This is a genomic window from Prescottella equi (genome assembly GCF_002094305.1).
GTDB classification, from domain to species: domain Bacteria; phylum Actinomycetota; class Actinomycetes; order Mycobacteriales; family Mycobacteriaceae; genus Prescottella; species Prescottella equi.
The window spans coordinates 50,951-76,029 of sequence record NZ_LWTX01000002.1; the positions used below are offsets into that span (position 1 = coordinate 50,951).

The 25,079-nt window shown below is 68.8% G+C and carries 23 protein-coding genes; 7 read left to right on the forward strand and 16 right to left on the reverse strand.

The genetic code is table 11. The annotated features are described in order from the left end of the window. Positions 1-15 precede the first annotated feature (15 nt). The 4 genes from A6I89_RS05820 to A6I89_RS05835 are packed head-to-tail and all read right to left on the reverse strand — an operon-like array spanning position 16 to position 3,666. The gene (locus A6I89_RS05820; RefSeq protein WP_005514593.1) at positions 16-1,113 is read right to left on the reverse strand and encodes an LLM class flavin-dependent oxidoreductase; all 1,098 of its coding nucleotides are present in this window, start codon (positions 1,111-1,113) and stop codon (positions 16-18) included. Continuing rightward, positions 1,110-1,844 carry an ABC transporter ATP-binding protein gene (locus tag A6I89_RS05825; RefSeq protein WP_005514594.1) on the reverse strand — a complete coding sequence of 245 codons (735 nt, stop codon included), beginning with the start codon at positions 1,842-1,844 and terminating at the stop codon, positions 1,110-1,112. Before A6I89_RS05825 ends, A6I89_RS05820 begins: the two co-directional genes overlap by 4 nt. Next, on the reverse strand, positions 1,817-2,659 hold the full coding sequence (locus A6I89_RS05830; protein WP_005514595.1) for an ABC transporter permease: 843 nt from the start codon (positions 2,657-2,659) through the stop codon (positions 1,817-1,819). The genes A6I89_RS05825 and A6I89_RS05830 overlap by 28 nt, the downstream gene beginning before the upstream one ends. Further along, positions 2,656-3,666, reverse strand: a complete 1,011-nt coding sequence (locus tag A6I89_RS05835; RefSeq protein ID WP_022594757.1) for an ABC transporter substrate-binding protein — start codon at positions 3,664-3,666, stop codon at positions 2,656-2,658. Before A6I89_RS05835 ends, A6I89_RS05830 begins: the two co-directional genes overlap by 4 nt. A gap of 363 nt (positions 3,667-4,029) precedes the next feature. Between A6I89_RS05835 and A6I89_RS05840 the strand changes: the two genes are divergently transcribed. The 3 genes from A6I89_RS05840 to A6I89_RS05850 all read left to right on the forward strand — a co-directional run bounded on the left by A6I89_RS05840 (position 4,030) and on the right by A6I89_RS05850 (position 6,597). Next, positions 4,030-4,299: a GlsB/YeaQ/YmgE family stress response membrane protein gene (locus A6I89_RS05840; protein WP_005514598.1), complete on the forward strand. Its 270-nt coding sequence runs from the start codon at positions 4,030-4,032 to the stop codon at positions 4,297-4,299. 139 nt (positions 4,300-4,438) lie between these two features. Next, the gene (locus A6I89_RS05845; RefSeq protein WP_022594756.1) at positions 4,439-5,509 is read left to right on the forward strand and encodes a GmrSD restriction endonuclease domain-containing protein; all 1,071 of its coding nucleotides are present in this window, start codon (positions 4,439-4,441) and stop codon (positions 5,507-5,509) included. A gap of 89 nt (positions 5,510-5,598) precedes the next feature. Next, a complete protein-coding gene (locus A6I89_RS05850) occupies positions 5,599-6,597 on the forward strand; it encodes a pseudouridine synthase (RefSeq protein WP_044990661.1) in 999 nt (332 codons plus the stop codon). On the opposite strand, the gene A6I89_RS05855 is transcribed toward A6I89_RS05850, so the two are convergent. From A6I89_RS05855 to A6I89_RS05865, 3 genes are all read right to left on the reverse strand, one after another. After that, the gene (locus A6I89_RS05855) at positions 6,533-7,945 is read right to left on the reverse strand and encodes an FAD-dependent oxidoreductase (RefSeq protein ID WP_022594754.1); all 1,413 of its coding nucleotides are present in this window, start codon (positions 7,943-7,945) and stop codon (positions 6,533-6,535) included. The genes A6I89_RS05850 and A6I89_RS05855 overlap by 65 nt on opposite strands. Before the next feature lie 12 nt (positions 7,946-7,957). Continuing rightward, entirely contained in the window at positions 7,958-8,845 is an 888-nt protein-coding gene (locus tag A6I89_RS05860) for an AurF N-oxygenase family protein (RefSeq protein WP_005514603.1), read from the reverse strand. 240 nt (positions 8,846-9,085) lie between these two features. After that, entirely contained in the window at positions 9,086-10,072 is a 987-nt protein-coding gene (locus A6I89_RS05865; protein ID WP_044990683.1) for a glycoside hydrolase family 43 protein, read from the reverse strand. A gap of 450 nt (positions 10,073-10,522) precedes the next feature. Between A6I89_RS05865 and A6I89_RS24790 the strand changes: the two genes are divergently transcribed. Next, positions 10,523-10,930: a hypothetical protein gene (locus tag A6I89_RS24790; protein ID WP_080668376.1), complete on the forward strand. Its 408-nt coding sequence runs from the start codon at positions 10,523-10,525 to the stop codon at positions 10,928-10,930. A 390-nt stretch (positions 10,931-11,320) separates the two neighbouring features. Beyond that, on the forward strand, positions 11,321-12,112 hold the full coding sequence (locus tag A6I89_RS05875) for a hypothetical protein (protein WP_022594751.1): 792 nt from the start codon (positions 11,321-11,323) through the stop codon (positions 12,110-12,112). A gap of 156 nt (positions 12,113-12,268) precedes the next feature. On the opposite strand, the gene ychF is transcribed toward A6I89_RS05875, so the two are convergent. From ychF to A6I89_RS05905, 6 genes are all read right to left on the reverse strand, one after another. Further along, positions 12,269-13,348 carry a redox-regulated ATPase YchF gene (gene ychF / locus A6I89_RS05880; protein WP_005514607.1) on the reverse strand — a complete coding sequence of 360 codons (1,080 nt, stop codon included), beginning with the start codon at positions 13,346-13,348 and terminating at the stop codon, positions 12,269-12,271. A 73-nt stretch (positions 13,349-13,421) separates the two neighbouring features. Beyond that, positions 13,422-13,826, reverse strand: a complete 405-nt coding sequence (locus tag A6I89_RS05885) for a CD225/dispanin family protein (RefSeq protein ID WP_022594750.1) — start codon at positions 13,824-13,826, stop codon at positions 13,422-13,424. Positions 13,827-13,892: 66 nt separating this feature from the next. Next, positions 13,893-14,480: a class I SAM-dependent DNA methyltransferase gene (locus A6I89_RS05890; protein WP_044990681.1), complete on the reverse strand. Its 588-nt coding sequence runs from the start codon at positions 14,478-14,480 to the stop codon at positions 13,893-13,895. A gap of 83 nt (positions 14,481-14,563) precedes the next feature. Further along, positions 14,564-16,183, reverse strand: a complete 1,620-nt coding sequence (locus A6I89_RS05895; protein WP_462362598.1) for an MDR family MFS transporter — start codon at positions 16,181-16,183, stop codon at positions 14,564-14,566. A 127-nt stretch (positions 16,184-16,310) separates the two neighbouring features. Continuing rightward, a complete protein-coding gene (locus A6I89_RS05900; protein WP_005514612.1) occupies positions 16,311-16,766 on the reverse strand; it encodes a MarR family winged helix-turn-helix transcriptional regulator in 456 nt (151 codons plus the stop codon). Positions 16,767-16,843: 77 nt separating this feature from the next. Continuing rightward, positions 16,844-17,275 carry a MarR family winged helix-turn-helix transcriptional regulator gene (locus A6I89_RS05905; protein WP_005514613.1) on the reverse strand — a complete coding sequence of 144 codons (432 nt, stop codon included), beginning with the start codon at positions 17,273-17,275 and terminating at the stop codon, positions 16,844-16,846. Positions 17,276-17,373: 98 nt separating this feature from the next. On the opposite strand from A6I89_RS05905, the gene A6I89_RS05910 reads away from it, so the two are divergent. Continuing rightward, on the forward strand, positions 17,374-18,951 hold the full coding sequence (locus A6I89_RS05910; RefSeq protein ID WP_022594747.1) for an FMN-binding glutamate synthase family protein: 1,578 nt from the start codon (positions 17,374-17,376) through the stop codon (positions 18,949-18,951). 28 nt (positions 18,952-18,979) lie between these two features. Here A6I89_RS05910 and A6I89_RS05915 read toward each other — a convergent pair whose 3' ends face one another. Continuing rightward, complete coding sequence (locus A6I89_RS05915) at positions 18,980-19,477, reverse strand: hypothetical protein (protein WP_005514615.1); 498 nt, start codon at positions 19,475-19,477, stop codon at positions 18,980-18,982. Between the two features lie 142 nt (positions 19,478-19,619). Between A6I89_RS05915 and A6I89_RS05920 the strand changes: the two genes are divergently transcribed. Next, complete coding sequence (locus A6I89_RS05920; RefSeq protein WP_013415306.1) at positions 19,620-20,861, forward strand: AI-2E family transporter; 1,242 nt, start codon at positions 19,620-19,622, stop codon at positions 20,859-20,861. Here the strand turns inward: A6I89_RS05920 and A6I89_RS05925 are convergent. After that, positions 20,858-23,839: an AAA family ATPase gene (locus A6I89_RS05925; RefSeq protein WP_084978810.1), complete on the reverse strand. Its 2,982-nt coding sequence runs from the start codon at positions 23,837-23,839 to the stop codon at positions 20,858-20,860. The two genes, A6I89_RS05920 and A6I89_RS05925, sit on opposite strands and share 4 nt — an antisense overlap. After that, positions 23,836-25,029, reverse strand: coding sequence for a metallophosphoesterase family protein (locus A6I89_RS05930; RefSeq protein WP_013415304.1), 1,194 nt, complete (start codon positions 25,027-25,029; stop codon positions 23,836-23,838). The genes A6I89_RS05925 and A6I89_RS05930 overlap by 4 nt, the downstream gene beginning before the upstream one ends. Positions 25,030-25,079 lie beyond the last annotated feature (50 nt).

The following is a 25,079-nucleotide window of genomic DNA, read 5'->3' on the forward strand; positions in this document are numbered from 1 at the left end:
ACGGTTTTCCGGACGTCACGCGACGTGCAGCAGCCCCCGCCTGGACAGGATCGGCCGCACCCCCTCCGCGAACCAGTACGCCTCCTCGATGTGCGGCTGGCCCGAGAGCACGAAGTGCTCGACGCCCACCGCCGCGTACTCCTGGATCAACGACGCCACCTCTTCGTGGCTGCCGACCAGCGCGGTGCCGGCACCACCACGAACCAGGCCGAAGCCCGCCCACAGCCCCGGATACACCTCGAGGTTCCGCAGGTCCGCGCTGAGTCCGAGCTGGCGCCGCTGTCCCTCGGACTCACTCTGTGCCAGCCGGGCCCTGGCCAGCTCGATCTGGGCGGGACTGATCCGGCCGACGAGCTTGTCGGCCTCGGCCCACGCCTCCTCGGTCGTGTCCCGCGCGATCACGTGGGCGCGGATGCCGAAGCTCAGCGTCCGCCCGTGAGCGGCGGCGCGGCGGCGCACGTCGTCGATCAGTGCCCCCACCTTCGCCGGCGGCTCCGTCCAGGTGAGGTACGTGTCGACATGCTTCGCCGCGACGTCGAGCGCCGGTTCACTGGCGCCGCCGAAGAAGACCCCCGGCGCTGGGGACGGCGTCGGGAACGCCGCCGCGCCCTCGACCGTGTAGTACTTGCCGGAGAAGTCGTACGGCGCACTGCCCCACGCCCCGCGCACGATGTCGAGGAACTCACCCGTCCGCTCGTACCGCTCCTCCTTGGAGTGGAAGTCACCGAAGCGGCGCTGCTCCTCGGCATCACCGCCGGTGACGATGTTGAGCAGCAGACGACCTCCCGACAGCTGCTGGAACGCGGCCGCCTGCTGTGCCGCCAGCGTCGGGGTGATCAGACCGGGCCGAAATGCGACCAGGAACTTCAGGTTCCGTGTCTCCCGGATGAGTGCGGCCGTGGTGATCCAGGCGTCGGGGCACCACGATCCGGTGGGCGTGAGCACCGCCTCGAATCCGAGCTGTTCGGCGGTCTTCGCCACGAGCGTCAGATAGTCGAGCGACGCCGGACGGAACTCGGATGCCCGTCCCGACGCCTCCCGGGGTTCGAGTGCGCCGATCACCTCCCGCCCGTCCCCGTTCGTGGGCAGATACCAGTGGAAGTGCAGGGTCATGCCGAAATCCCTTCGAGAACACCGAGATGGGCGAGTACTTGTTTGCGGAGGGCGACGACCTCCGGGTGCGCGCGTTGTCGTGGACGCGGCGCCGTCACGGACACGTCGTGCGCGATCCGTCCGCCGTCGAGAACGAGCACCCGGTCGGCGAGCAGGACCGCCTCCTCCACGTCGTGGGTGACGAGCAGGACGGCGAATCCGTGTCGCCGCCACAGGCGGATGAGCAACTCGTAGGCCGTGATCCGGGTGAGCGCGTCGAGCGCGCCGAACGGCTCGTCGAGCAGCAGCAGGTCCGGCTCACGGACCAGCGCGCGGGCCAGCGAGACCCGCTGCGCCTCGCCCCCGGAGAGGGTGAGCGGCCAGGCGTCGACCCGGTGCCCGAGGTTCACCTCGCCGAGTGCCTCGATCGCCCGCCGCTTGCCGTCGCCGTCGGGCAGTCCGAGGGAGACGTTGCGGTGCACCCGCTTCCACGGCAACAGACGCGGCTCCTGGAACGCGACGGCGACCGAGCCGTCCACGGCGATGCGCCCCTCGTGGCCGCGGTCCAATCCCGCGACCGTGCGCAGCAGTGTCGACTTGCCCGACCCACTCCGTCCCACGAGCGCGACGATCTCGCCGCGGCGCAGCGTCAGGTCGATGCCGTCGAGCACCACGTCCGATCCGAACACCCGCCGCACGCCGCGGGCGGTGACGACGTCGTCGCTCACGCGCCCTGGTACGTCTTGCGCCATGTCAGCAGCCTTCCCTCCAGGGCCCGCACGATCGCGTCGGTCGCGAGACCGAGGAACGCGTAGACGAGCAGACCGAAGATGACGATGTCGATGCGGAAATAGATGCGGGCGTTGTTGATCAGGTAGCCGAGGCCCGCGTCGGCGTTGATCTGTTCGGCGACGATGAGCGCGAGCCACGCGACGCCGAGCGACATCCGCAGTCCGGTCAGTGCCTGCGGCAGCGCACCGGGCAGGACCACGTGGAGTGCCAGCTGGAATTTGTTCAGCCCGAGGGTCTCCGCCGCCTCGATCAGTTTGCCGTCGATGCTCCGGATGCCGGCGAACAGATTGAGGTAGAGCGGGAACAGCACGCCGAGTGCCACCAGGAACACCTTGGGCTGCTCACCGATGCCGAACCAGATGATGAACAGGGGGATCAGCCCCAGGAAGGGCACTGTTCGCAGCATCTGGATCGGGGGGTCGATCGCGAGTTCCACGATCCGGGAGAACCCGGCCAGCACACCGAGGAGCACGGCGACCAGGATTCCGAGCACGGCGCCGAGCAGGACCCGCTGCAGTGAGACGGCCAGTGCATCCTGCAGGCTGCCGTCGGACCACAGTTCCGCGGCGGCGGCGACCACCTGCGCGGGCGATGCGAGTGTCTTGTCCGAGACGATCCCGGCGCTGCTGAGCACCTGCCACAGCACCAACAGCACCAGCGGGGAGATCAGGCGGAGCACAGGCGTCCACGAACGCCGCGGCTGTTGCGGGCGACCCGGGGCGGTGGAGTCCGTCGCTGCGGCCTCCGGCAGACCCTTCGCCAGTACGGCGGTCATTTCGCGCCCGCCTGGATCTGCGCATTGAACCGGGCGTCGAACCAGTCACCGGCGACCGGTGCCTGCTTCACGAGTCCCGCAGCGGTGAACAAGTCGATCAGCTTCTGCTGCTTCGCGATCCGCTGGTCGTCGATGGGAACGTACGAACCCTTGGACGTGTCGAACGACGCCGCGGCGACATCCTCCGGCAGCTTGGTCAGCTTCGCGAAGATCGGCACCCATGCCTCGGGATGCGCGTCCGCCCACACCTGCGCGCGGGCCAGTCGTTCGAAGAAGTCGGCCAGCGCCGCCGACTTCTTCGGATCGGCCAGGGCCTCCGAGGCAGCCGAGAAGTACGACTGTCCGGTGGTCACCTCACGGCCGTCCGCGATGATCTTGGCGCCGGCGGTGTTCTTGCCGATCGTGGCGTAGGGATTCCATACCGCCCACGCGTCGACCTGGCCGGCCGTGAAAGCGCTCAAGGCGTCGGCGGGACCGAGGAACTGGAACTGGAAGTCCGAGACCGGCAACTTGGCCTGATCGAGAAGTCCGAGTACGAGACCGTGCGAGCTCGAGCCCTGCGTGACCGCGATCTTCTTGCCCTTCAGGTCCGCGATGGACGAGGCCGTCGAGTTCGCGGGTACGAGCAGGAAGTCGTTGGCCCCGGTCCGTGCCTGCACCGCCACGATGCGTCCGGAGTTGCCGTTCGCCTGTGCGAACACCGGAGGCACGTCACCCGTGCCACCCGCATCGATCTTGTTGGCGCCCAAAGCCTCCAACAGCGGCGGACCGGCCTCGAACGTCGACCACTCGATCTTGTAGTCGAGCCCGTCGAGCGCGCCGGCGGCCTCGAGCAGCGACTGCGTGCTCTTGACCTGGTCACCGATACGCAGGGTGACGTCGGACTGCGGGTCACCCGCGGTGTCCGACGCCTCGGATGCGCCGGAACTGCTGCAGGCCCCGATCGTGAGGGCCACGACCGCCGTCACGGCGGTCAGAACGAAACGTGCTCGCGTCGAACGACGCATGAAGACCTCCGATGAGTACGTGAGGAGTGCGCGAGAAACCCGGGCCGACTCGGGACGACCGGCGGGTGCGGAGAATCGGCCTGGCGTGGATACGCGACCGGTGAGATCAACAGGAACGCGGACAGGGCACACACGCGCAGCAGGCCGAGAAGGCGTGCCGGCGGGCCAGGAGGTCGACGCTGCCGTGGGTCATGCCGAGAATCCTCGGAGAGGCCGGTGCGACCGTCAACGGATGCGAGCGGGACGCCCCCACGCTTTCCGTCGCTGTGCAGGGAGTTCAAGGTTTTCGATCACCCGACGTCGATCCGCTCGGGATACGGCATATTCGGGACAGGCAGGTCACCGAACTGCCATACTCCGGCCATGCTGATCATCGGGATCATCCTGTTCGGACTGCTCGTCGGCGCCGTCGCCCAGCTGATCGTCGGCAAGTCCAAGTCGGGCATCGACTGGGGTCTGGCCTGCGCCGCGGGAGTCGGCGGCTCGTTCGTCGGCGGTCTGGTCATCAGCCTGTTCGCCGGTGACGGCCTCGCACTGCGTCCCAGCGGCATCATCGGCTCGCTCGCGGGCGCGATCATCGTCACCGCTGCCTGGTCGTGGTGGAAGTCGCGCCCGGCGGCGGAGACCAGCTGAGACTCACTCCGCCACAGCACCACCCGCGGGCTGATCGTTTTGGTAGACATTGCCATTCGTGCCCATATCGGACATCACGCGACAACTCCCACCCACGTCGATGCGTGACGCCGACCCCTGCTCCGCCGAAGGAACAATCGTGCCCGCTCCCCTCCACCTGAAATCGTGTCGGCCGCTGCCGTTCGCCCACCGCGTGCGTTCGACGCTTCTCGGCGCTGCCGTCGCCGCCACCGTCGCCGCATCACTGGCCGCCTGCGGGAGTAGCGACTCCGCCGGGAACACGCTGACGGTGCCGAGCGCTTCACCGTCGACGACGACTCCTGCAGCAAAGTCGACGACGCGCGCCGCCACCCCCGTGGCTGCAATGACCTCCGATGCCGCGACAACAGCCCTCGCCGCACTCGAGACGTTGCCGGTGAAAGGCCGGGCACCCAAGACCGGCTACGACCGAGCGCTTTTCGGTCAGGCGTGGTCCGACGACGTGACCGTCGCCGGTGGCCACAACGGCTGCGACACTCGCAACGACATCCTGCGTCGCGATCTGGTCGATATCACCGTCAAACCCGGATCGAACAACTGCACGGTCCTGACGGGAACCCTCGACGACGTGTACACGGGCAGGACCATCGAGTTCGTTCGGGGAGAGGGCACGTCGAACGCCGTGCAGGTCGATCACGTCGTCGCGTTGTCCGACGCCTGGCAGAAGGGTGCCCAGCAGCTGGACGAGACGGCCCGCCGCAACCTGGCGAACGACCCGCGCAATCTCCAGGCCGTCGACGGTCCCACCAATGGGCAGAAGGGCGACGGAGACGCTGCGACGTGGCTGCCACCGAACAAGGCTTACCGCTGCACGTACGTGTCCCGGCAGGTCGAGGTGAAAGCCGCGTACGGGCTGTGGGTGACCCAGGCCGAGAAGGACGCGATCGCCCGGGTTCTCGGCGACTGCGGCGCGGCTCCCCTCGGAGCCACCTCGGCGCGTGCACTGCCGTCGACCACTCCGACGCCGCCCGCGCCGCCGGTCACCGCCGCCGTCCGACAGCAGGCACCGGAACCGGCGCCCGCGGTGGCGCCCGTGGCACCCCGCGCCGAGACCGTGTACTACGCCAACTGCGCTGCGGCCCGGGCGGCCGGCGCCGCCCCGATCTACGCCGGGCAGCCCGGTTACAGCAGCAAGCTCGACCGCGACAACGACGGGATCGCCTGCGAGTAGCGTCGAACCGGACGCCGCCCACGTGAGGCACCAGCCTCGCACTGGGCTGATGCCCCGGCCCACCGCGATACCGGGCCCGCGCCGGTGGGATGATGGGGCACGTGCCGATGCCCTCACCGCTGCCCGTCCGGAACGGGGTCGGACCGACGCGACTGCGCGTCCCGACGTCCGGGCCGTGGGCGACGATCGCCGAGTACGTCGTGGCGCGGTTCGACCACATGGACGCCGACGACCTGCACCGCCGGTTCGACGCCGGCGAGATCGTGGGCCCGGGCGGGGTCCCGATCCGACGCGGCACGAGGCTCGGCGAGCACGTGTTCATCTGGTACTACCGCGACTTGCCCACGGAGGAACCAATCCCCTTCCGTGAGGAGATCGTCCACGTCGACGACGACCTCGTCGTGATCGACAAGCCGCACTTCCTGCCGACCACCCCGGGTGGGCGATACCTGCGCGAGTCGGCGCTGGTGCGGTTGCGCACGCGCCTGGACAATCCGGATCTGACACCGATCCATCGACTCGACCGCGCGACCGCCGGGCTGGTGATGTTCTCGGCTCGCCCCGCAACACGCGGCGCCTACCAGTCCCTGTTCGAGAAGCGTCGAGTCACGAAGGTGTACGAAGCCGTCTCGGCTCTACCGCCCGCCTGGAAGCCGGATGCCCCGGCGCTGGGCGGACACCCCGTGCCCGTGCTGTACCGCAACCACATCGAGGCCCGGCGCGGCGAGCTCCGCGTCGCCGTCGACCCGTCGCGGCCCCCGAACTCCGAGACGCTGATCGAGGTGCACGGAACCGGCGTGAGCGCGTCGGGCCGGACTGTGCTGCATACGATCCTGCGTCCGCACACCGGACGCATGCATCAGCTGCGGGTGCACCTGGCGGCGCTCGGCGCCGGAATCCTCGGCGACAGCTGGTACCCGGACCTCCTGCCCGAGGAGCCGGACGATCATTCCCTCCCGCTCCAATTGCTCGCGCGGGAGCTGGAATTCACGGATCCGCTGTACGGTGCGCCTCGGCGGTTCGTCACCGGGCGGACATTGAGCGAGGCGCCTGTGTCCGCGAGCGCAGATCCGCAGCGAGCTGGCTGACGGTCTCGGCCGCACACCCTCGGTTGTCACCGACACCGCCGGACGCGCCTCGTTTAGCCCAGCCGACCACGTACAGTCCGTCGAGCGGCTCGCCGGTCTCGTGGGAGATCACCTGTCCTCGACGGTTGGGGACGACGCCGCCGGCGCCCAGCGGGACGCCGTCGATCGCTTTGGTGGTGAAGCCGATGGCGCAGATCGCGGAGTGTGCGTAAAAGGTCCGTCCCGCGGTCGTGGTGACCGCGACGGCACCGGGCTCGGTCTTCACGAGGTCGGCCGCGTCCTGTCCGAACGACAGGACGATTCGCAGGGGGCGGTCGCCGGCCGGAGGGTCGGGCGATTCGCCCACGTCGATCGCGGGCAGGTGCGACAACGCGCGGAGCAGCGGTCTGTCGGCGTCGGCGGGCGGCGCGCTACCGCCTCGGTCGATCAGCACCTCGGTGTCCTCGAGGTGGAGCAGCTCGTGGAACGCGGACGCCGTGAAGGCTGCGCCGTCGGGCGCCGACCGGGACAGGATCACCAGTTCTCGGACCCGATCGTTCGCGGGCACCCGGTGACGGGTCTTCGCGACCCACCGGGCGACGTCGAAGGCGACGTTGCCCGCTCCGATCACGATGCACCTGGGTCCGGCGGGCGCGGGCGGCTGGTGTGGGCCGCAGTTCTCGGCGACCAGAATGTCGATGGCCTGGTGGATCCCGTCGCCGGCGCCGCCGGCGCCGATTCGGCGCGGCTGGGAGGCACCGCAGGCGAGGACCACGGCGTCGTAGCCCTTCCACAGCTCGTCGATCGAGATATCTACGCCCACTTCGGTTTCGGTCACGACCGTGACGCGGTCGTCACCGAAGGGCACGTCGAAGAGCTGGATCATGTCACGCACGCCGACGTGGTCCGGGGACACACCCCGGTACAACAGGCCCCCGACGGTGTCGTATTGCTCGTAGACGGTGACGCGGATCGACGACGACCGCTGCAGGAGTTCCCGGACGGTGTACATCGCGGCCGCACCCGCCCCGACGACGGCGACGTCGAGCCGGTCGTCCGGGCCGGTCAGCGGCAGCTCGAGGACGAGGCGGGACCGGGTGCGCGTCGCCGCGGACGCCTGCGCGAAGAATTCCCTGTTACGCGCGGCGTACGGGAGCTCGGCCGGGGTCAGCACGTGCTCCGATTTGACGGCCGACGCCGGGCAGGCGTCGACACAGGCGGTGCAGTCGATACACGAGTCGGGGTCGATGTAGAGCGTCTCGGTGGACGCGAAGCCGTCCTCGCCGGGCGCGGGGTGGATGCAGTTCTGTGGACACACCCGCACGCACGACGCGTCCTTGCAGCAATGCCCCAGGATGACGTGGGCCACGACGACTCCTAGTCAGAGAAGATGCGACTTGCGGTAGATCCATCGAGCGCCGGAATTCAGCAGCCCTTCTCGGCTCAGGAACTCGACGAACGGCTCCGCGGCCCTCCGGAACATCATCCGATGGTGTTCGTTCCCATCGATGTTCGCTTTCACGACATCCCAGTCGAGGCCGAGATCCTCGTACACCCGGCGGTTGATCAGACTCCGCGCGATCAGGTGCATACCGGCCGCGATGATCAGGGTGCTGACGAACCGCCGGAATCGGGTGCGCCCCACCAGTCGGTCGCGGATCTTCCTACGCGCGAACGCCATGTGCCTGGACTCTTCGACGACGTGGATGTAGGCGGCCCGGCGGATGGGCGCAGCGACGTCGTCGCTGTTCATCCAGTCGCGTTGCATGACGTCGAACACCTCTTCGCCGGCGAGCACGATCCCGTACGCGACCTCGTCCCAGGCGAGGTGACGGAACAGCCAACCGAAGAAGTCGAGCATGCGGTCGCGCGGATAGAAGTGGGACCCGATGCTCTCGATGGCGTTGGCGAACATCAACGAGTGCAGGTTCTCGTCGGCGCATTCGTTGAGGAGGAACTTGACGTCGGATCGCCCCGGATCGGCGCTGTGACTCGCCCGCAGCAGGGCCACCTGCAGGCCCACCTCGAGCCAGATGCCGATGCCCAGGAAATGTGCGACCTCGCACCGGGTGAGCCGCACGCGCTCCGTCTCGGACATGCTGTCCCACAGCGGGGTCCCGTAGAGCGGTGACCACTGCGGGGTCATGCCGTGTCGGTCGTCGTCTCCGGGTTCGGGCGCGTAGACCAGCGGACTTCTCGAGTCGAACGACAGCCGCTGGGCGGATTCCAGAAGAGTCCGGAACAGTGCATCGCTTTCGGAAGCTGTCATTCCGTCCCATTCCTCCGATCACCGTGTCGCGGTGGACACAGGGGTGCCCGGACTTCCACTCGTACGGCATGGAACCACACGTTCGGCGCGCTGTCGCGCCGGAGCGGCGCCTCGAACCCGACCGATCCTCGCCGACGGCAGTCGCCGAGCGAGCGTAACCCCGATCACACCGAGACCGGCGCACGCGCGGCCGGTGCAGACACGGCGGATCAGGGATTCATCGCTGCGCCGCCGCCTGCCTCATGCGGGCTCGCGCATCACACCGAAGTGGCGCACACTCCCGGACAGACCCGGGATTTCGCGCAACGGGGACCAACTGACCAGCCCGTCCGCGCTGTCGGAGTAGAGGTACTTGCCCTCGGTGTAGGCGTCGAGGTAGATCCGCCAGACCCCGTCCGGCAGCTGGACGACGGTGGGGCCCTCCACCAGCGTCCCCCAGTTTCCCGGCGGGACGAAGGAGTAGGGGCCCGTCGCCGACGGGGCGACGGCGTGCTCGACCACCTTGGTCGCCTCGTTCTTGGTGAACGCATGGTAGGTCGATCCCACCTTGACCACGGTGGTGTCGATGTGGTCGGCTCCGATCCCGGCGAGCGGCACGGGCAGACTCCACTGCCGGAGCGAGGGTTCCAACGCCGTCAGCAGATACGGCACGAATCCCCCGCCGGTCGACATCGACAGGATGACGTTCACACGGTCACCGTCCACGAACCATTCGGGCGCCCACGCCTTCGTAGTGAACGGGGACAGCGACGGTCCGTCTGCCGAGCCGGCCGACCCGGACGAGCCCGGCGGGCTCGCCGACCCCGTGCCGTCGCCCGTCCCCGGCATCAATGCGCAACAGAACGGAACCGGTAGGTCACCCATGTGCGTCCAGTTGACGCGGTCACTGCTGCGTGCGAACCCGATGCTCGCGCCGCCGCCGTTCGTGTACGTGATGTAGTACAGCCCATCGGAGTTCCGGAAGATGCTCGGGTCCCGCACGAGCCCGGCCGGGGGCCGGTATGCCGCCGGCCGGACCATCTCGAACTGGGTGCCGTCCCCCGACTCGAACACATCCATGTCCTGGGCGCTGGTGTTGCTGAACGCCACCATGGTGTATCGCCACTCCGACGGCGGCGCAGCCCCGCCGGCCCCCGATGCCGCGACCAACAGGCCTGCGACACAGAGCATCACCATCGGTACGGCGAGAAGGCTTCGCTTGGCGAGCGTCACCTCTGCAGCATCCATGACAGCAGTCGCGCCCCGTCGCGCTTCGCCCACAGGGATTGGCAGATCGTTACCGACGGCGTTCCGGCGCCGCGGCGCCCGAACGAGCGCGGCGCCGCCCATTCCCTCTCGACTCGTCCGGGCCCGTCCGCGAGCCTTCGGATTGGGAAATCCTTTGCTACAGACTGTATCCCGACATTCTTCCCAATATGACGTAGTCCGCCAACCGAGCAAGCTCTACTCATGCTCATGGCCCCGCCCAATGGATGTATCGGCAAGCCGCAGCGTAAGGGTCCGGCGCAGAACGTCCCGAAGTACGCTGACACCGTAGCGGTCGGGGCAGGTTCCACATCGGAGGTCCATGCCATGCGCCGTGCGCCTTGCCCTCGACTCGCCATCGTCGGCGCAGTCTCGTCCGTAGTCGCGCTCGGCGCCCTCGGGGCACCCGCGATAGTGTCCGCGGACCCCCAGGTGACGACGGCGGAGTTTTCGGTCCCAGTCGGGTTCGCCACAGCCTGCACGCTCACCGTCTGGGTCTGTGTGCCCAATCTGACTATCGTCACGCCGTCGGCAACCACTGGCGCACCCGGCGAGGTCACCTTCACTGCGCAAGTCACGCTGCGGGGTTACTCCTGCCCCGATCTGTCGGTCAGATGGCTGAACCTGGCTACGGGCGCCTCGGGAACGACCGCGCTTCGACGAGTGCCGGTCGACTACAGTCGCCCAGTCGCAGCGGACGAATGGTGCCGTTACGCCCCTGTCCTGGCGACCACCGGCGGAGGAACCCTGGTCGCGACGGCCGACGCCGGTTCGGTCGTCACACCGGGAGGTTTTCAGGTTCTGGTCAATCCTGGATTCGGGACCTTCAACGTTCCATGACTCACCCGCGGCATCGTGGCGAGACCCGCGTCCGTCGCTTCCATAACCTGGCTCGACTCCGCCACGACGCACGGTTCACCTGAAAGCCGCCGAGGCTGCGACGTCGAACGGAGCCGGGGCCGCGTGCAACGACCTTGCATACCGGTCGTCCTGTCCTGTGTTGATTCCTATCGCCCGATTGGTTACGGTCGACCAAGTCGTTCAACAGTTCAACCACATGAATTGTGGCGGCGATCCTGTACCTGCGGGGGGTTACAGGGGGGGGAAGTCCACCAGTTCACGAAGCGGTGGCCCTTGCACATCACAAGACAGCCCCACGCAGGGCCCATTTCGGCTGCCCTGCCGTGGGGACAAACCGAACCCAGATACTCCCATGAGGTGAGTGAATTCATGTCCCAGAAGACTTTCCGCGTCGGAACTACGGCAGCAATCATCGGTGCCGCCGCCCTCATCATCCCCGCAGTCGCCGGCGCCGCACCCGCAGGCTCTCTCGGCTCGAGCGAAGCCCCCGAGGGGTTCGCTTGTTCCGCCCTCTCCACCGAGGCAACCCCGAACGGCTGGGGAATCCCGTTCGACGACGAGGTAGAGCAGGTCGCCTATTACACCGAGGATTCAGTCCTCGACGACGACGGATCGCTCGAGCTCGAGGTCGAGGGACCTGAAGATCGCTCGGTCAGCTACCACTCCGCCGGCGGCATCAAGCTCGCCGACGCGATTGCTCACGAGATCGGCTTCTCCGAGCGCGCAGCGCACCCGACCGCGTCGTTCCAGCTGCGACTGACCGGAACTACCGACAATGAGCGGTTCGAGAATGGCTTCACCACGCTTGTGTGGGTGCCGGACGCTGAAGCCGAAGACACTTCCGAGGGCGGCGTCCACGCCAACCTGCAGGACGGCAAGTGGTGGAGCACCTCCAACATCGCCGACGCGCACAACCGTGAACTCGTCCCGCTCGAGGACATCGCGGCTGCGAACCAGGATGCCGTCGTGGACCACTACGGCGTGAGCATCGGCACCGGCTCCGAGGCGACCTCGACCCTGGTCGACGCCGTCAAGTTCAACGGCTGCACGACCAACTTCGCGAAGAACGATCCGGCGCCGACAGGTTCGCTCGGGTCGCTCGGGTCGCTCGGGTCGCTCGACATCTTCGGCTCCCTGTCGACCGGTTCGCTCGGTTCCTGACCCGCCCGCCCGCGACGCAGCGTGAGCGCCCAAGCGGGCGTCCGATAACTTTGGCCCCCACCCAGTGAAGGGTGGGGGCCAAAGTCATGCCGATGATCCGACGGGTTCCACTCCAGACTGAGTGGAAGCCGAGATTAGCCCCCCCGACCAGGGCTTCTAGACGTTGAAGCGGAACTCCACGACGTCGCCGTCCTGCATGATGTAGTCCTTGCCCTCCATGCGCACTTTGCCGGCGGACTTGGCGGCATTCATGGAGCCGGCCTCGACGAGGTCGTCGAAGGAGACGATCTCGGCCTTGATGAAGCCGCGCTCGAAGTCGGTGTGGATGACGCCGGCTGCCTGCGGGGCGGTGTCGCCCTTGTGGATCGTCCAGGCGCGCGCTTCCTTCGGGCCGGCCGTGAGGTACGTCTGCAGGCCGAGGGTGTGGAAGCCGGTGCGGGCGAGGGCGTGCAGGCCGGGCTCGGACTGGCCGATGGAGTCGAGCATCTCCTGGCGGTCGTCCTCGTCGAGCTCGAGCAGCTCGTGCTCCACCTTGGCGTCGAGGAAGACTGCGTCGGCCGGGGCCACGGAGTCACGCAGCTCGGCGACCTTGGCCTCGTCGGTGAGCACCGACTCGTCCGCGTTGAAGACGTACAGGAACGGCTTGGTGGTGAGCAGGTGCAGCTCGCGCAGCAGCGAGAAGTCCAGCTTGTCCTTGGCGGAGAACAGGGTCTTGCCCTCGTTGAGGATCTCCTGCGCCTTGAGCGCCTCCTCGTGCTGGGGCTTGAGTTCCTTGTTCTTCTTCGCCTCCTTCTCGAGGCGCGGCAGCGCCTTCTCGAGGGACTGCATGTCGGCGATCACGAGCTCGGTCTCGATGACCTCGATGTCCGACGCCGGGTCGACACGGCCGTCGACGTGCACGACGTCGTCGTCCGCGAACACGCGGACCACCTGGCAGATGGCGTCCGCCTCACGGATGTTGGCGAGGAACTTGTTGCCCAGGCCCGCGCCCTCGGAGGCACCCTTGACGATGCCGGCGATGTCGACGAACGACACGGTCGCCGGGAGGATGCGCTCGGAACCGAAGATCTCCGCGAGCTTGTTCAGCCGCGGATCCGGCAGCTCCACCAGGCCGACGTTGGGCTCGATCGTGGCGAACGGGTAGTTCGCGGCGAGCACGTCGTTCTTGGTCAGCGCGTTGAAAAGGGTCGACTTGCCGACGTTGGGGAGGCCGACGATTCCGAGGGTAAGGCTCACGGTATAGGGATTCTACGGCGTCGCGGCGCGGGCGCGGAGGTCGGCCGCGCCTGCGTCCGACCGCCGCCGCCCGTCACCGGTAGTAAGTACTGCCGGAACTGACGTCGTTGGCGGCCACAGCAAAGACGATGATCATGAAGATCACATACAGCACCACGAGGCCGACGAAGATGCCCAGCGCGATCTTGCCGAGCGTCTTGACCCGCTCCGACGCGTACTGCGCGCCCTGATAGTCGCCCATCGACCACTTCGGGAAGATCGAGTGCAGATGGTTGAACGCGGCGAAGGCGAGCGGCCAGAAGAAGATGATCGACGCGACGGCCCATCCGGCGTTCGACGCGGGCGGCTGCGGCTGTCCCCCGTACTGTCCGGGCACCGGACCGCCCGGATACTGCGGCGCCGCCGGATACGGCTGCTGCGGGTAGGCCGGTGCGCCGTACTGCTCGGACGGCCCGGTGTTGTAGGTCGGCTCGGACATGGGATCCCCCCTGGGTCTGACGAACGTTTCTGTCGGCAGAGACCGTAGCCCAAACCGACATGTCGGTTACAGGTCAGGTTTGCGGGCCACCGTGACGGCCCACCCGGCGCGGTCGTGCCACGGCCGCAGGTCCCACGTCGAGAAGCGGTGCTCGCGCACCAGGCCGACGGCGGCGAGATCGGCGTCGAACTCGTCGACCGTGTACTCGTAGTCGGTCGCGAACCCGGTCACGAAGATCCCGCCCGGCACGAGGTGGTGGGCGATGCGCCCCAGCACCTGCCGTTCAGTGCCGCGGGCGACGAAGATCAGCACGTTTCCGGCCGCGACGACCGCATCGAACCGCTCCCCCGGCAGATCCAGCGTTGCGAGGTCGGCCTCGTGCACGGTGAGGGCGGGCTTCTTGCGCGCCTCCGCGACCAGCACCGGGTCCAGGTCGACGGCGGTCACGTGGTGTCCCCGGCGGGCGAGTTCGGCGCCGAGTCGTCCTGTGCCGCAACCGGCGTCGAGCACCCGGGCGTCGCGCGGCAACATCGCGTCGACCGCGCGCGCTTCGCCGTGCAGGTCGGTCCCGTCGGCTTCGAGGCGATCGAAGCGCGCGATGTACTCGCGGGAGTCGGATGCGGATCGTTCACGCTGCCATCGGGTGTCGGCCATGCCGTCCACGATAGGTGCCACACGAAAGCGGGCCGGGTGTGCGTCGTCGACGCCCACCCGGCCCGTTGTCCTGTTGCGGTGCGCTACCTGCGACTCTTCTCGGCCGGCTCCGCCGGAACCGGGTCGACCAGCACCGGGTCGCCCTGGACGATCTCGGCCAGTTCGGCGTCGATGTCCTCGCCGGACGCTTCGGCCCGACGCTGCTCGTCGGCGCTGAAGGTGCGGAGCGCAACCTCCTTGATGAAGAAGATCGCGGCCAGGCTGAGCAGCGAGACGATGCCCGAGATCAGGAAGATCCGTGCGGTCGCGTCGCCGTAGGCGCCGCGGACGATGTCCGCGATCGGGCCCGGCAGTTCCTTGAGGTTGGACAGGCCGGCGCCCGATCCGCCCGCCTGGGTCATGTCCACCCCTGCGGCCGTCAGACCCTTGATCGTCAGGTCGGAGACGTGGCTGGAGAGGACCGCGCCGAGGACGGAGACGCCGGCCGCGCCGCCGAGCGAGCGGAAGAACGAGACCACCGAACTGGCCGACCCCAGATCGGACGGGCTCACGGTGTTCTGCACCGCCAACACCAGGTTCTGCATGGTCAGACCCATGCCGACGCCGAGGACGAACAGGAACACCCCGAGCACACCCATGTTGGTGGCGTGGTCGATCGTCGAGAGCAGGAAGAACCCGACCGTCATCATGATCGCGCCGCCGAGGATGAAGCCCTTCCAGCGGCCGAACTTGGTGATCAGCGCACCGGAGACCGCCGAGGACACCATCGATCCGATGACCATGGGCAGCGTCAGCAGTCCGGCCGCCGTCGGCGAGTAGCCGCGGGCGATCTGGAAGTACTGGCCCAGGAACACCGCGCCACCGAAGAGGGCGATGCCGACCGCGACGCTCGCGAGGGTCGCCAGCGCGGTGGTGCGGTCCTTGAACAGGCGCAGCGGAATGATCGGATCCTTGGCCTTGGTCTCGGTGAAGATCGCGAGCGCCAGCAGCGCCACGCCGAGCGCGACGAGACCGAAGGAGACGCCCGACGCCCAGTCGAAGTTCTTGCCCGCCAGCGTCACCCAGATCAGCAGCGTGCTGACACCGGATGCGATGAACAGGGCGCCCATGTAGTCGATGGCGACGTTCTTGCGCACGACCGGAAGGTTGAGGGTGCGCTGGATGACGAACAGCGCGATCACCGCGAGCGGGACGCCGACGAAGAACGTCCAGCGCCAGCCCAGCCAGCTGGTGTCGACGATGAGGCCACCGATCAGCGGGCCGGCCACGGTCGCGATCGACATGACGCCGGCCATCGGGCCCTGGTAGCGGCCGCGCTCACGCGGACTGAACATCGTTGCGATGACGATGACGACCAGCGCTTGCAGGCCGCCGAGACCCAGCCCCTGGACGGCGCGAGCGCCGATGAGCATGGCCACCGACTGCGACAGGCCGGCGAGCACGGAGCCGACCGTGAAGATCACCAGCGCCAGCTGGACCAGCATCTTCTTGCTGACCATGTCCGAGAACTTGCCCCAGATCGGCGTGGTCGCGGTGGAGGCCAGCAGGGTCGCGGTGACGACCCAGGTGTACTGGTCCTGCGTGCCGTGCAGATCGGTGATGATCGTCGGCAACGCGTTGGAGACGATCGTCGACGACAGGAAAGCGACGAACATGCCGAGGAGCAGACCCACCAGTGCCTGGATGCGCTGCGGATGGGTCATCGGCGCGTCCGCCGCCAGATCAGGCTTCCCGGTGTCCCGGGTCACGGATGTACTCATGCAGAAACCTCACGAATTCTTCGAGTGAGCTCGAAAACGATTACTTGGTAAAGGAATTGACGATGCGGCGTCAGAGCGCCGAAACCCGGTCCCGAAACGACGCCTTCAGGTGCGTCAGCCCGTCCACGAGCTGCTGCACCTCGTCGTCCGTCCAATCGGAGATCGAGTGGAGCAACCATTCACGCTGACGCGACCGGTACCGCTCGAGAATCGCTTCGCCCGCGGCGGTGAGCGCCGGCAGCGTGGCTCGCCTATCGGCCGGATCGGGAATCCGCGTCAGATACCCGAGTTCCTCCGCATGGGCGATGTGCCGACTCAACGTCGACGGGGTGATCCGCATCCGGTCGGCCAGCGCATTGCACCGGCTCCCCTCGGCCGCCCCGACGAGCGACAACAGTGCACCCAGAGGTTCGGTGAGGAGATCGCCGTCGGATTCGCGCGCGAGGTGCGCGTTGAGTTCACGCCCCCGACGGATGACGTCCCGCAGGAGCCCGATCAGGGTCTCCGCCGTAGTCGCCTCGGCCATCACACCTCCCCAACTAGTTGCGTCATGCAACCATACGTCAGATGGTTGCATCGCGCAACTAATATTCGGAGGCTGGATCAGGCGGTGCTCTCCCCGAGCCGGTGGAGCAGCATCGTGAGCTGCTTGACGTCGGCGGGGTCCCACCGGGACAGCCGCTCGTGCCACTGTGCGATGACGGCCTGACGCTGCGCGGTCAGCCGTTCGCGTCCGGAGTCCGTGAGAACCACCAGCCGGGCGCGCGCATCCTGCGGGTCGGGGCGGCGCTCCACCAGCCCCAGCCGAACCAGCGCATCGATCTGCCGCGTCAACGTCGACTTCTCCAAGCCGAGTTCGCACACCAATGCCGACATGGGCACCGCGTCGGTGCGGGTGAGGATCGCCAGGAGCGGGTAGCAGGCCGGATCGAGCTTGGGGTCGATCTGCCGGGCGCGTTCGCGTGACTGGATCCGGCCACGCCGCCACATGTCGACCAGTTCGGCCTCCAGGTCGGTGATCGGATCCGACTCCATGCGCGCACGCACCCTTCTCTTCGGCCGGCGTCGGCGGACACACCGACGCCGCAATGCCCGTCAGGGTACGGCCCGGCGTTTCGGCCTACCATCGCCGCATGGCTCGTTGGTCGATCGTCGTCGGTGTCTGGGCACTCGCGCTGGCCGCCGGTGTCACTGTCGCGACGGAGTCTCGGTGGTGGCTGATCGTCGCCCTTCCCCTGTTCGCGCTCGCCGTCACGGGGACCTGGGATCTCACGCAGCGACGCCACAACGTGTTGCGCAACTATCCGATCCTCGGCCATGCCCGGTTCCTGCTCGAACGCATCCGCCCCGAGATACAGCAGTACTTCGTCGAATCCCAAACCGACGGAACGCCGTTCGATCGGGAGACGCGAGATCTGGTGTACGAGCGTGCGAAAGGAACGCTCGACGAGGAACCGTTCGGCACCGAGCGGGACGTGCACGCGGTCGGCTACGAGTTCATGACGCACTCGTTGCGCGCCCGCCTCGCGCCGGCCGAAACCCCGACCGTGCGGCTCGGTGGCCCCGACTGCACCCGCCCGTACGACATCGCACTGCTCAACGTCTCCGCCATGAGCTTCGGGTCGCTGTCCGCGAACGCGATCGAGGCCCTCAACGCGGGTGCCGCACGCGGCGGCTTCGCGCACGACACCGGTGAGGGCGGCATCAGCCGCTACCACCGCAAGCACGGTGGCGACCTCATCTGGGAGATCGCGTCCGGCTACTTCGGGTGCCGCACCCCCGACGGGAACTTCGACCCCGACCAGCTCGCCGCCAAGGCGTCCGACGACCAGGTGAAGGCGATCTCCGTCAAACTGTCACAGGGCGCCAAGCCCGGCTTCGGCGGAGTCCTGCCCGGCGCCAAGGTCACCGCCGAGATCGCGGAGGCGCGCGGTGTGCCGATCGGCGAGACCGTCACGTCACCACCCGCGCACCGGGCGTTCGGCACACCCGTCGAACTGATCGACTTCGTCACCCGGCTCCGGCAGCTGGCGGGCGGCAAACCCGTCGGATTCAAACTGTGCGTCGGCTCGCGCGTCGAGTTCCTCGCGATCTGCAAGGCCATGCTCGAACGGGACGTCACGCCCGACTTCGTCATCGTCGACGGTGCGGAGGGCGGCACCGGGGCCGGGCCGGTCGAGTTCGAGGACCACATGGGCATGCCGCTCACCGAGGGGCTGATCATCGTCCACAACGCACTCGTCGGCGCGGGGCTGCGCGACCGCGTGAAGATCGGAGCGTCGGGCAAGGTCGCGAGCGGCGCGGACATCGTCAAACGCATCATCCAGGGCGCCGACTTCACCCTCGCCGCCCGCGCGATGATGTTCGCGGTCGGCTGCATCCAGGCGCAGAAGTGCCACACGAACCGGTGCCCCGTGGGCGTCACGACCCAGGATCCGGCCCGCACGCGGGCCCTGGACGTCCCCGACAAGACTGCGCGCGTCGCGCGGTTCCAGCAGGCCACCGTTGCGAGCGCCAAGCAGATGGTCGCCTCGATGGGCCTCGACAGCTTCGCCGAGCTGACGCCATCGATGCTCAACCGGCGCATCGACGGCGTGACCACCCGCACATACGCCGAGCTCTACGAGTGGCTCGAGCCGGGCGCACTCCTCGACCACGCGCCAGCCGATTGGCGGCGCGACTGGCAGGCCGCCGACGCCGCGCGGTTCTGACCGGCCACGCGGTTCCGCCCGGCCGGCGCTACGGGCAGGCCGGACGCACCAGCTGCAGGATCCGGTCCACCTGATCGTCCGTCGGGACCGTCCCGTCGTTCGCGGCGGTCTCCTTGACCTTCGCCGACAACTGCTCGTCGCTCGCACCCGAGTCGATCGCGGTGCACGTCTCCTTGACGATCGATTCGATCGACTCGTCGTCGCGGTCGCTCGACAGATTCGGGTACGCGGTCCGGAACGCGGCCACGAAGGTCGTCAGCTTGGCGTTGTCCCACGCCCCGCCGATCCCCGACACCGCACTCGAGGCCGTCGCCTGGATGCTCGACACCAGGCCCGACGCCGTCGCCTGGATGCTCGACTTGAGGGCCTCCCCAGGGCCGGTCTCGGGTGTGGACGTGACCGCCGAACTGATCCTCTCCTTGGTCTCCTCGGATGTGCCGTTGTCGTTCGAGCACGCTCCGAGCCCGAGCACGACGGCCGTTGCGGTGACGATCGCTGCGGTGAGTCTCCCGTTGATTCTCGTCATGCGCCGGATACTACGGACGCCCCGAACACCGAATGTCGGCTTTTACCGGCCCGTGACCGGATCGATTACTCGCGCCGTTCCGTAGAGAAATGCGTAGATTCGACAGGTCACTGTCACCAGCCTGTGGAAGGACCCTCACCCTGTGAGCCTGAAGAAGACCGCCCTGCCCACCGAGCGACCGCGGCTGCGTGAGCGCGGCGAGGTGATCAGCGCCGGCGGGTTGTGGTTGGCAAAGTGGTCGTTGTGCCTCGCCGCGATCGCGATCGGCGCGTTGGTCGTCGGCTGGATCCTGCAGAAGCTGTGGGTGATCGCGCTCCCGGTGATGCTGGCGATCGTCGTGAGTACCGTGCTGTGGCCGCCCACGCGCGCTCTCACCAAGCGCGGAGTGCCGCCGGCCGGTGCGGCATCCATCACCCTGCTCATCTTCTTCGCCCTCTTCGGCGGCGTCGTGGCTCTCATCGTGCCGTCGGTCGTCGACCAAGCCCCCGAACTGGCGAACAAGGCCACACAGGGCATCCAGCAGGTGCAGGACTGGTTGAAGGGGCCTCCGGTCAACCTGCAGGACGACCAGATCGACACGGCCGTCCACGCCATCACGTCGAAGCTGCAGGAATCCGGCACCGCGATCGCGTCGGGCGTCTTCACCGGCGTCACCACGGCCGGGTCGATGGTCGTCACCCTCTTCCTCGTGCTGATCCTGGCCTTCTTCTTCGTCAAGGACGGCCCGCGCTTCATCCCGTGGCTCCACGGAGTCAGCGGCGGCCGCGCCGGACGGCACCTCGAAGAGGTCCTCGGGCGGATGTGGGACACCCTCGGCGGGTTCATCCGCACGCAGGCCCTCGTCAGCCTCATCGACGCGGTCTTCATCGGCGCGGGACTGCTGATCCTCGGGGTGCCACTCGCCCCCGTCCTCGCGATCCTGACGTTCATCGGCGGCTTCGTTCCGATCGTCGGCGCGTTCGTCGCCGGCGCCCTCGCCGTCCTGGTCGCCTTGGTGGCGAACGGCCTCACCACCGCGCTGATCGTGCTCGCCATCATCATCGCGGTCCAGCAGATCGAAGGAAATGTCCTTCAGCCGGTGCTGCAGAGCAAGAGCATGAAGCTGCACGCCGTGGTGGTGCTGCTCGCCGTCACCGCCGGCAGCTCGCTGTTCGGCATCGTCGGCGCGTTCCTCGCCGTCCCGGTCGCAGCGGTGGGCGCGGTGGTGATCCGCTACCTCGGCGAGCAGATCGACGAACGGCTCCAGGAGGACGCCCTGCTGGACGCCGCCGACGCGACGGCCGGCGGCGCCGTCACCCCCCTGATCGGCGAGCCCACCACCGACGAGCCCAGCCCGATCGCCGAACCTGCGCCGAACCCCAACCTGCCGGGGCCGACGATCTAGCCGGCAATCATCTCCAACGTGGACCCGGTCCGGCCGCGCAACACGTGCAGCCGGCTCGGGATCCGCTGGCGCATCTCGTCCACATGGCTGACGATGCCGACCACGCGCCCGCCCGCCCGCAACTCGTCGAGCACGCCCATCACCAGGTCCAGGGTGTCGGCGTCCAGCGTGCCGAACCCCTCGTCGATGAACATCGTGTCGAGCACGACGCCACCCGATTCGGCGGCCACGACGTCCGCGAGCCCGAGCGCGAGCGCCAGGGATGCGAGGAACGACTCGCCGCCCGACAGGGTCTTCGCGGAGCGGACCACGCCGGTGTAGTCGTCGCGGATGTCGAGCCCGAGTCCCCCGCGGCGGCCGTGGGAGCCCGCCTCGTCCGAGTGCACGAACTCGTATCGGCCGGCGGACATGCGGCGCAGCCGCACCGACGCCGACAGCGCGACCTCCTCGAGCCGCGAGGCCAACACGTACGAGCGCAGCGACATCTTGCGTGAGTTCTGGCCGCGTCCGGCGACGACGTCGGCCAGCCCGGCCAGTTCCTCGTGTTCGGCGAGGACCGGCCCGAGCGCGGTCAGGGTCGCTTCCAACTGGTCGATGTAGTGCTCGAGGTTACGTCGGCGGTTCTCCGCCTCGTCGGCCGCACTCGCGGCCGCCTCGACGGCCCGCGCCGCCTCCCGCTCGGCTGCCTCCGGGGCGGTCAGGTCGACTGGCTCCAGACCGTCTATCGCGACGACGTCCGGCTCGGCGAGCACCGCGCGAGCGGCCGCGAGCCGGTCCCGCGCCGCAGCCAGGGTGGCCTCGATCTCCGCGATTCGCTGCGTCGGGCGCACCGCTTCCAACGCGTCGGCAATCGAGGCGAACCCTGCATCGGAGGCGGTGGCGAGGGCGCGGCTCCGGGCGTCGTGCGCAGTGGCCTCGAGCGCGGCGGCCCGATCGCGGACGTCGAGCAGTTGCGCCGCACGCGTCGCGAGATCGTCGAACCGATCCCGCCGAGCCGGAACGCTCGCGTCGTTTCCTGCCGCGGCGACGAGCCGGGCACGCAACTCGGCCACCTGGGTCTCGGTGGCCTCGATCCGCACGCGGAGCGCGGCATGATCGGCGTCGAGCGACCGGGCCTGTTCCTCCAATCGGGATCCGCGCGAACGCAAGTCGTTCACCGCGGCGGTCGCCTGCGCGAGTCCGGCGGCCACCGTGCGGGTCTTCTCGACCTCGGCCAGCGCGGCGGCGTGGATCCGGCGCAGCTCGTCTCGGTCGCCCCCCTTCGTGCGCTGGGCCAACCGGTCGACGTGCCGCTCGGTCTCCGCCAGACGTTCCGTCTCGCGTTCGAGCACCGCCGCGGCCCGCTGTTCGGAGTCCCGGGCAGCCTCCTCGTCGTCCTTGGTGACCGTCGCGCCGCTCGGGAGCGCCGGCACGGGGTGCTCCACCGAGCCGCACACCACGCACTGCTCGCCGTCGACGAGCTGCCCCGCCAACTCCGCGGCCATGCCCGCGATGCGCTGCTCACGCAGGTCCAGCAACCGAGCGCGCGCGTCCTGGTGCGCGGTGCGCGCCCGCGCCACCGCGCCGCGTCGGGCGTCCAATGTCTCTGCCGCCGTGACGAGTTCCTCGGCGGCGGAAGCGGCGTCCGCAGCACGTACGGCGGCCTCCTCCGATCCCGGCAGGACGCTGTGCGCCTGCTCGGCCCGGCGCAACGTCTCCTCCGCCGCGGCCAGCTCTTGCGGTAACCGCGTCCGCTGGGAGGCGATCTGCTCGGCCTGTCGATCCAGATCGGCACTGCGGCGGCGCATCTCGTCCAGGTCGCGCTCGCCGCGCGTCATCGTGCGCGCCTCGCCGAGCAGCGCATCCAAGCGGACCACCTCGGCCGCCCAGTCCCGCTCCTGGGCGCGGATCGTCGCGCGATCCGCGTCCGACTGCGGCCACGAGAGCCGCGCCACCAGACCGGCACCGTCCTCGGACGCCGCCAGCTGCTCGGCTGCCGCGCGCGCCTGCCGGCGCGCCGCCTCGGCTGCACTCGTCGCGGAATCGGCTTCCGCCGAGGCGGATGCGACGGCCTCGGCTCGCACCGCGCGAGCCGCCTCGGCCGCCAGTGCCTCACGCTCGTCGGCGCGCTCGTCGAGTTCGACGATCGCCGCGCGCGCCGCGTCCCGGCGACGTTGCAGTTCGAGCCTCTGCCGAGCTCTCGTCGCCGCCGCGCGAGCCTTCTCGCCCACGGCCCGCGCGCGAACCAGGTCGGTCGCGGTCAGCTCCGCGGTCTCGATCGCCTGGTCGAGCAGGCGCCGCGCCCAGACCAGCGGCTCGCCGTCGGATCCTGCCTCGATCCCCGCTGCCGCCGACACCTTCGCCAGCGCCAGCTCGACCTGCTTGCGCTGCTCCACGACGCGCGCGTCACTCGCCCGCTTGCGGTCGACGAACCACTCCTCGACCGCCTTGAAACGCGTGGTGTCGAAAAGCTTCTCGAGCAGCTTGCCGCGATCTTCGTTGTCGGCGCGCAGGAACTTCGCGAACTCGCCCTGCGGCAGCAGCACGACCTGGAAGAACTGGTCGGCGGTCATCCCCAGCAGACGCTCGACCTCGCGGGCGATGTCCGGGATCCGGGACAGGTTCTCGCCGTCGCCGTCGAGCCACGCCAGAGTCGCCTTGGCGTTCTCGGTGATCGTGCCGGTGCCGCGCTTCTTGGCACGTTGGTATTCGGGGCTGCGCGTGATCCGGATCCGCCGGCCGCCGATCGTCGCCTCCAGCGTCACCGCCGGCACCGATCCCGCCGGTGCGTGGTCCGACACCAGACGCTTGCCCTCCCTGCGGGCACCGGGGACCGTTCCGTAGAGCGCGAAGGCAACCGCGTCCAGGATCGTCGTCTTGCCCGCGCCGGTCTGCCCGTGCAGCAGGAACAGTCCGTCCGCGCCGAGCTCGTCGAAGTCGACGGTGACGGTCTCGGCGAACGGACCGAACGCCGTCACCTGGAGATCGTGGAGTCTCACGCGGACGCCTCGGCAAGGTCGGCCGGGCCGCCTGTGCGCGTGGGCACCTCGGCCGCGGTGGCGCTCCGGAGCGCCTGCTCGAACAGCTGCACCTCGCCGGGCGTCGCGTCGCTGCGCACGTCGGTCAGGAAACCCTCCGCGATCTCGAGATCGGAACGCCCACGCACCCGGTCGCGATACCTCAGCTCCGGATTGCCTTCGGGGCGCTGCCATTCCATGTGCACCGCGTACGGGAATCGGGTTTGCAGGGCGCGCATGGCGTCCACCGGGCGCAGCGCGTCGGTGAGTACCGCCGACACGTAGTGGTCCTCGGCGGAATCGAACGCGGCGTCGCTCAGCAACTCGTCGAGGGTCCCGGTGAGCTGGCTGAGCCCGCGCACCACCGGCAGATCGAGCCGCTCGACCGTCGCGAGACCGGCCGCGTCGACGTCCACCAGCCACACCGCCTTGCGATGGGAACGCTCGCCGAACGAATACGGTAGGGGCGATCCGCTGTAGCGGACGTTCTCCGCGAGTGTCTGCGGCGAGTGCAGGTGCCCGAGCGCGACGTAGTCGACCCCGTCGAACGCCGACGCCGACACCGTCTCCACACCGCCGACCGAGATCGAGCGCTCCGAACCCGTGGCCTCGCCACCCACCACGAAGGCGTGCGCCAGCAGCACCGAGCGCAACCCGGGCGCACCCGCGCGACGCTCGTCGAGATCGGCTCGGATCCTCGCCATCGCGACGTCGAGGATCTCCGCGTGCGACCGTGCCTGCGGCACACCCAACTCGGTCCGTGTGATCTCGGGCTCGAGGTACGGGATGCCGTAGAACGCGACCGGACCGTGGTCGTCGTCGAGCACGACCGGGACGTCGAGCGCCGACACACGGGTCATCAGATGCAGTCCGCCGGCTGCGGCGAAGGCCGCGCCGGCGCCCAGCCGCACCGGCGAATCGTGGTTGCCCGACGTCGCGACGATCACCGCACCGGCCGCCCGGATGGCCTCGAACCCGCGGTTGCAGACCGCGACCGCGTCGGCACTGGGGATCGACCGGTCGTACACGTCCCCCGGTACCACCACCACGTCGACGCCGCGCTGCGCGACGACGGCCGCGATCGCATCGAGTACCCGCGTCTGGTCGGCCAACAGGTCGACACCGTGGAAGGTGCGCCCGATGTGCCAGTCGGACGTGTGGAGGATCCTCATGCGCAAGCACGCTAGAGCACCCGTCCGACAGCGCGGGGCCCGACCGTGGG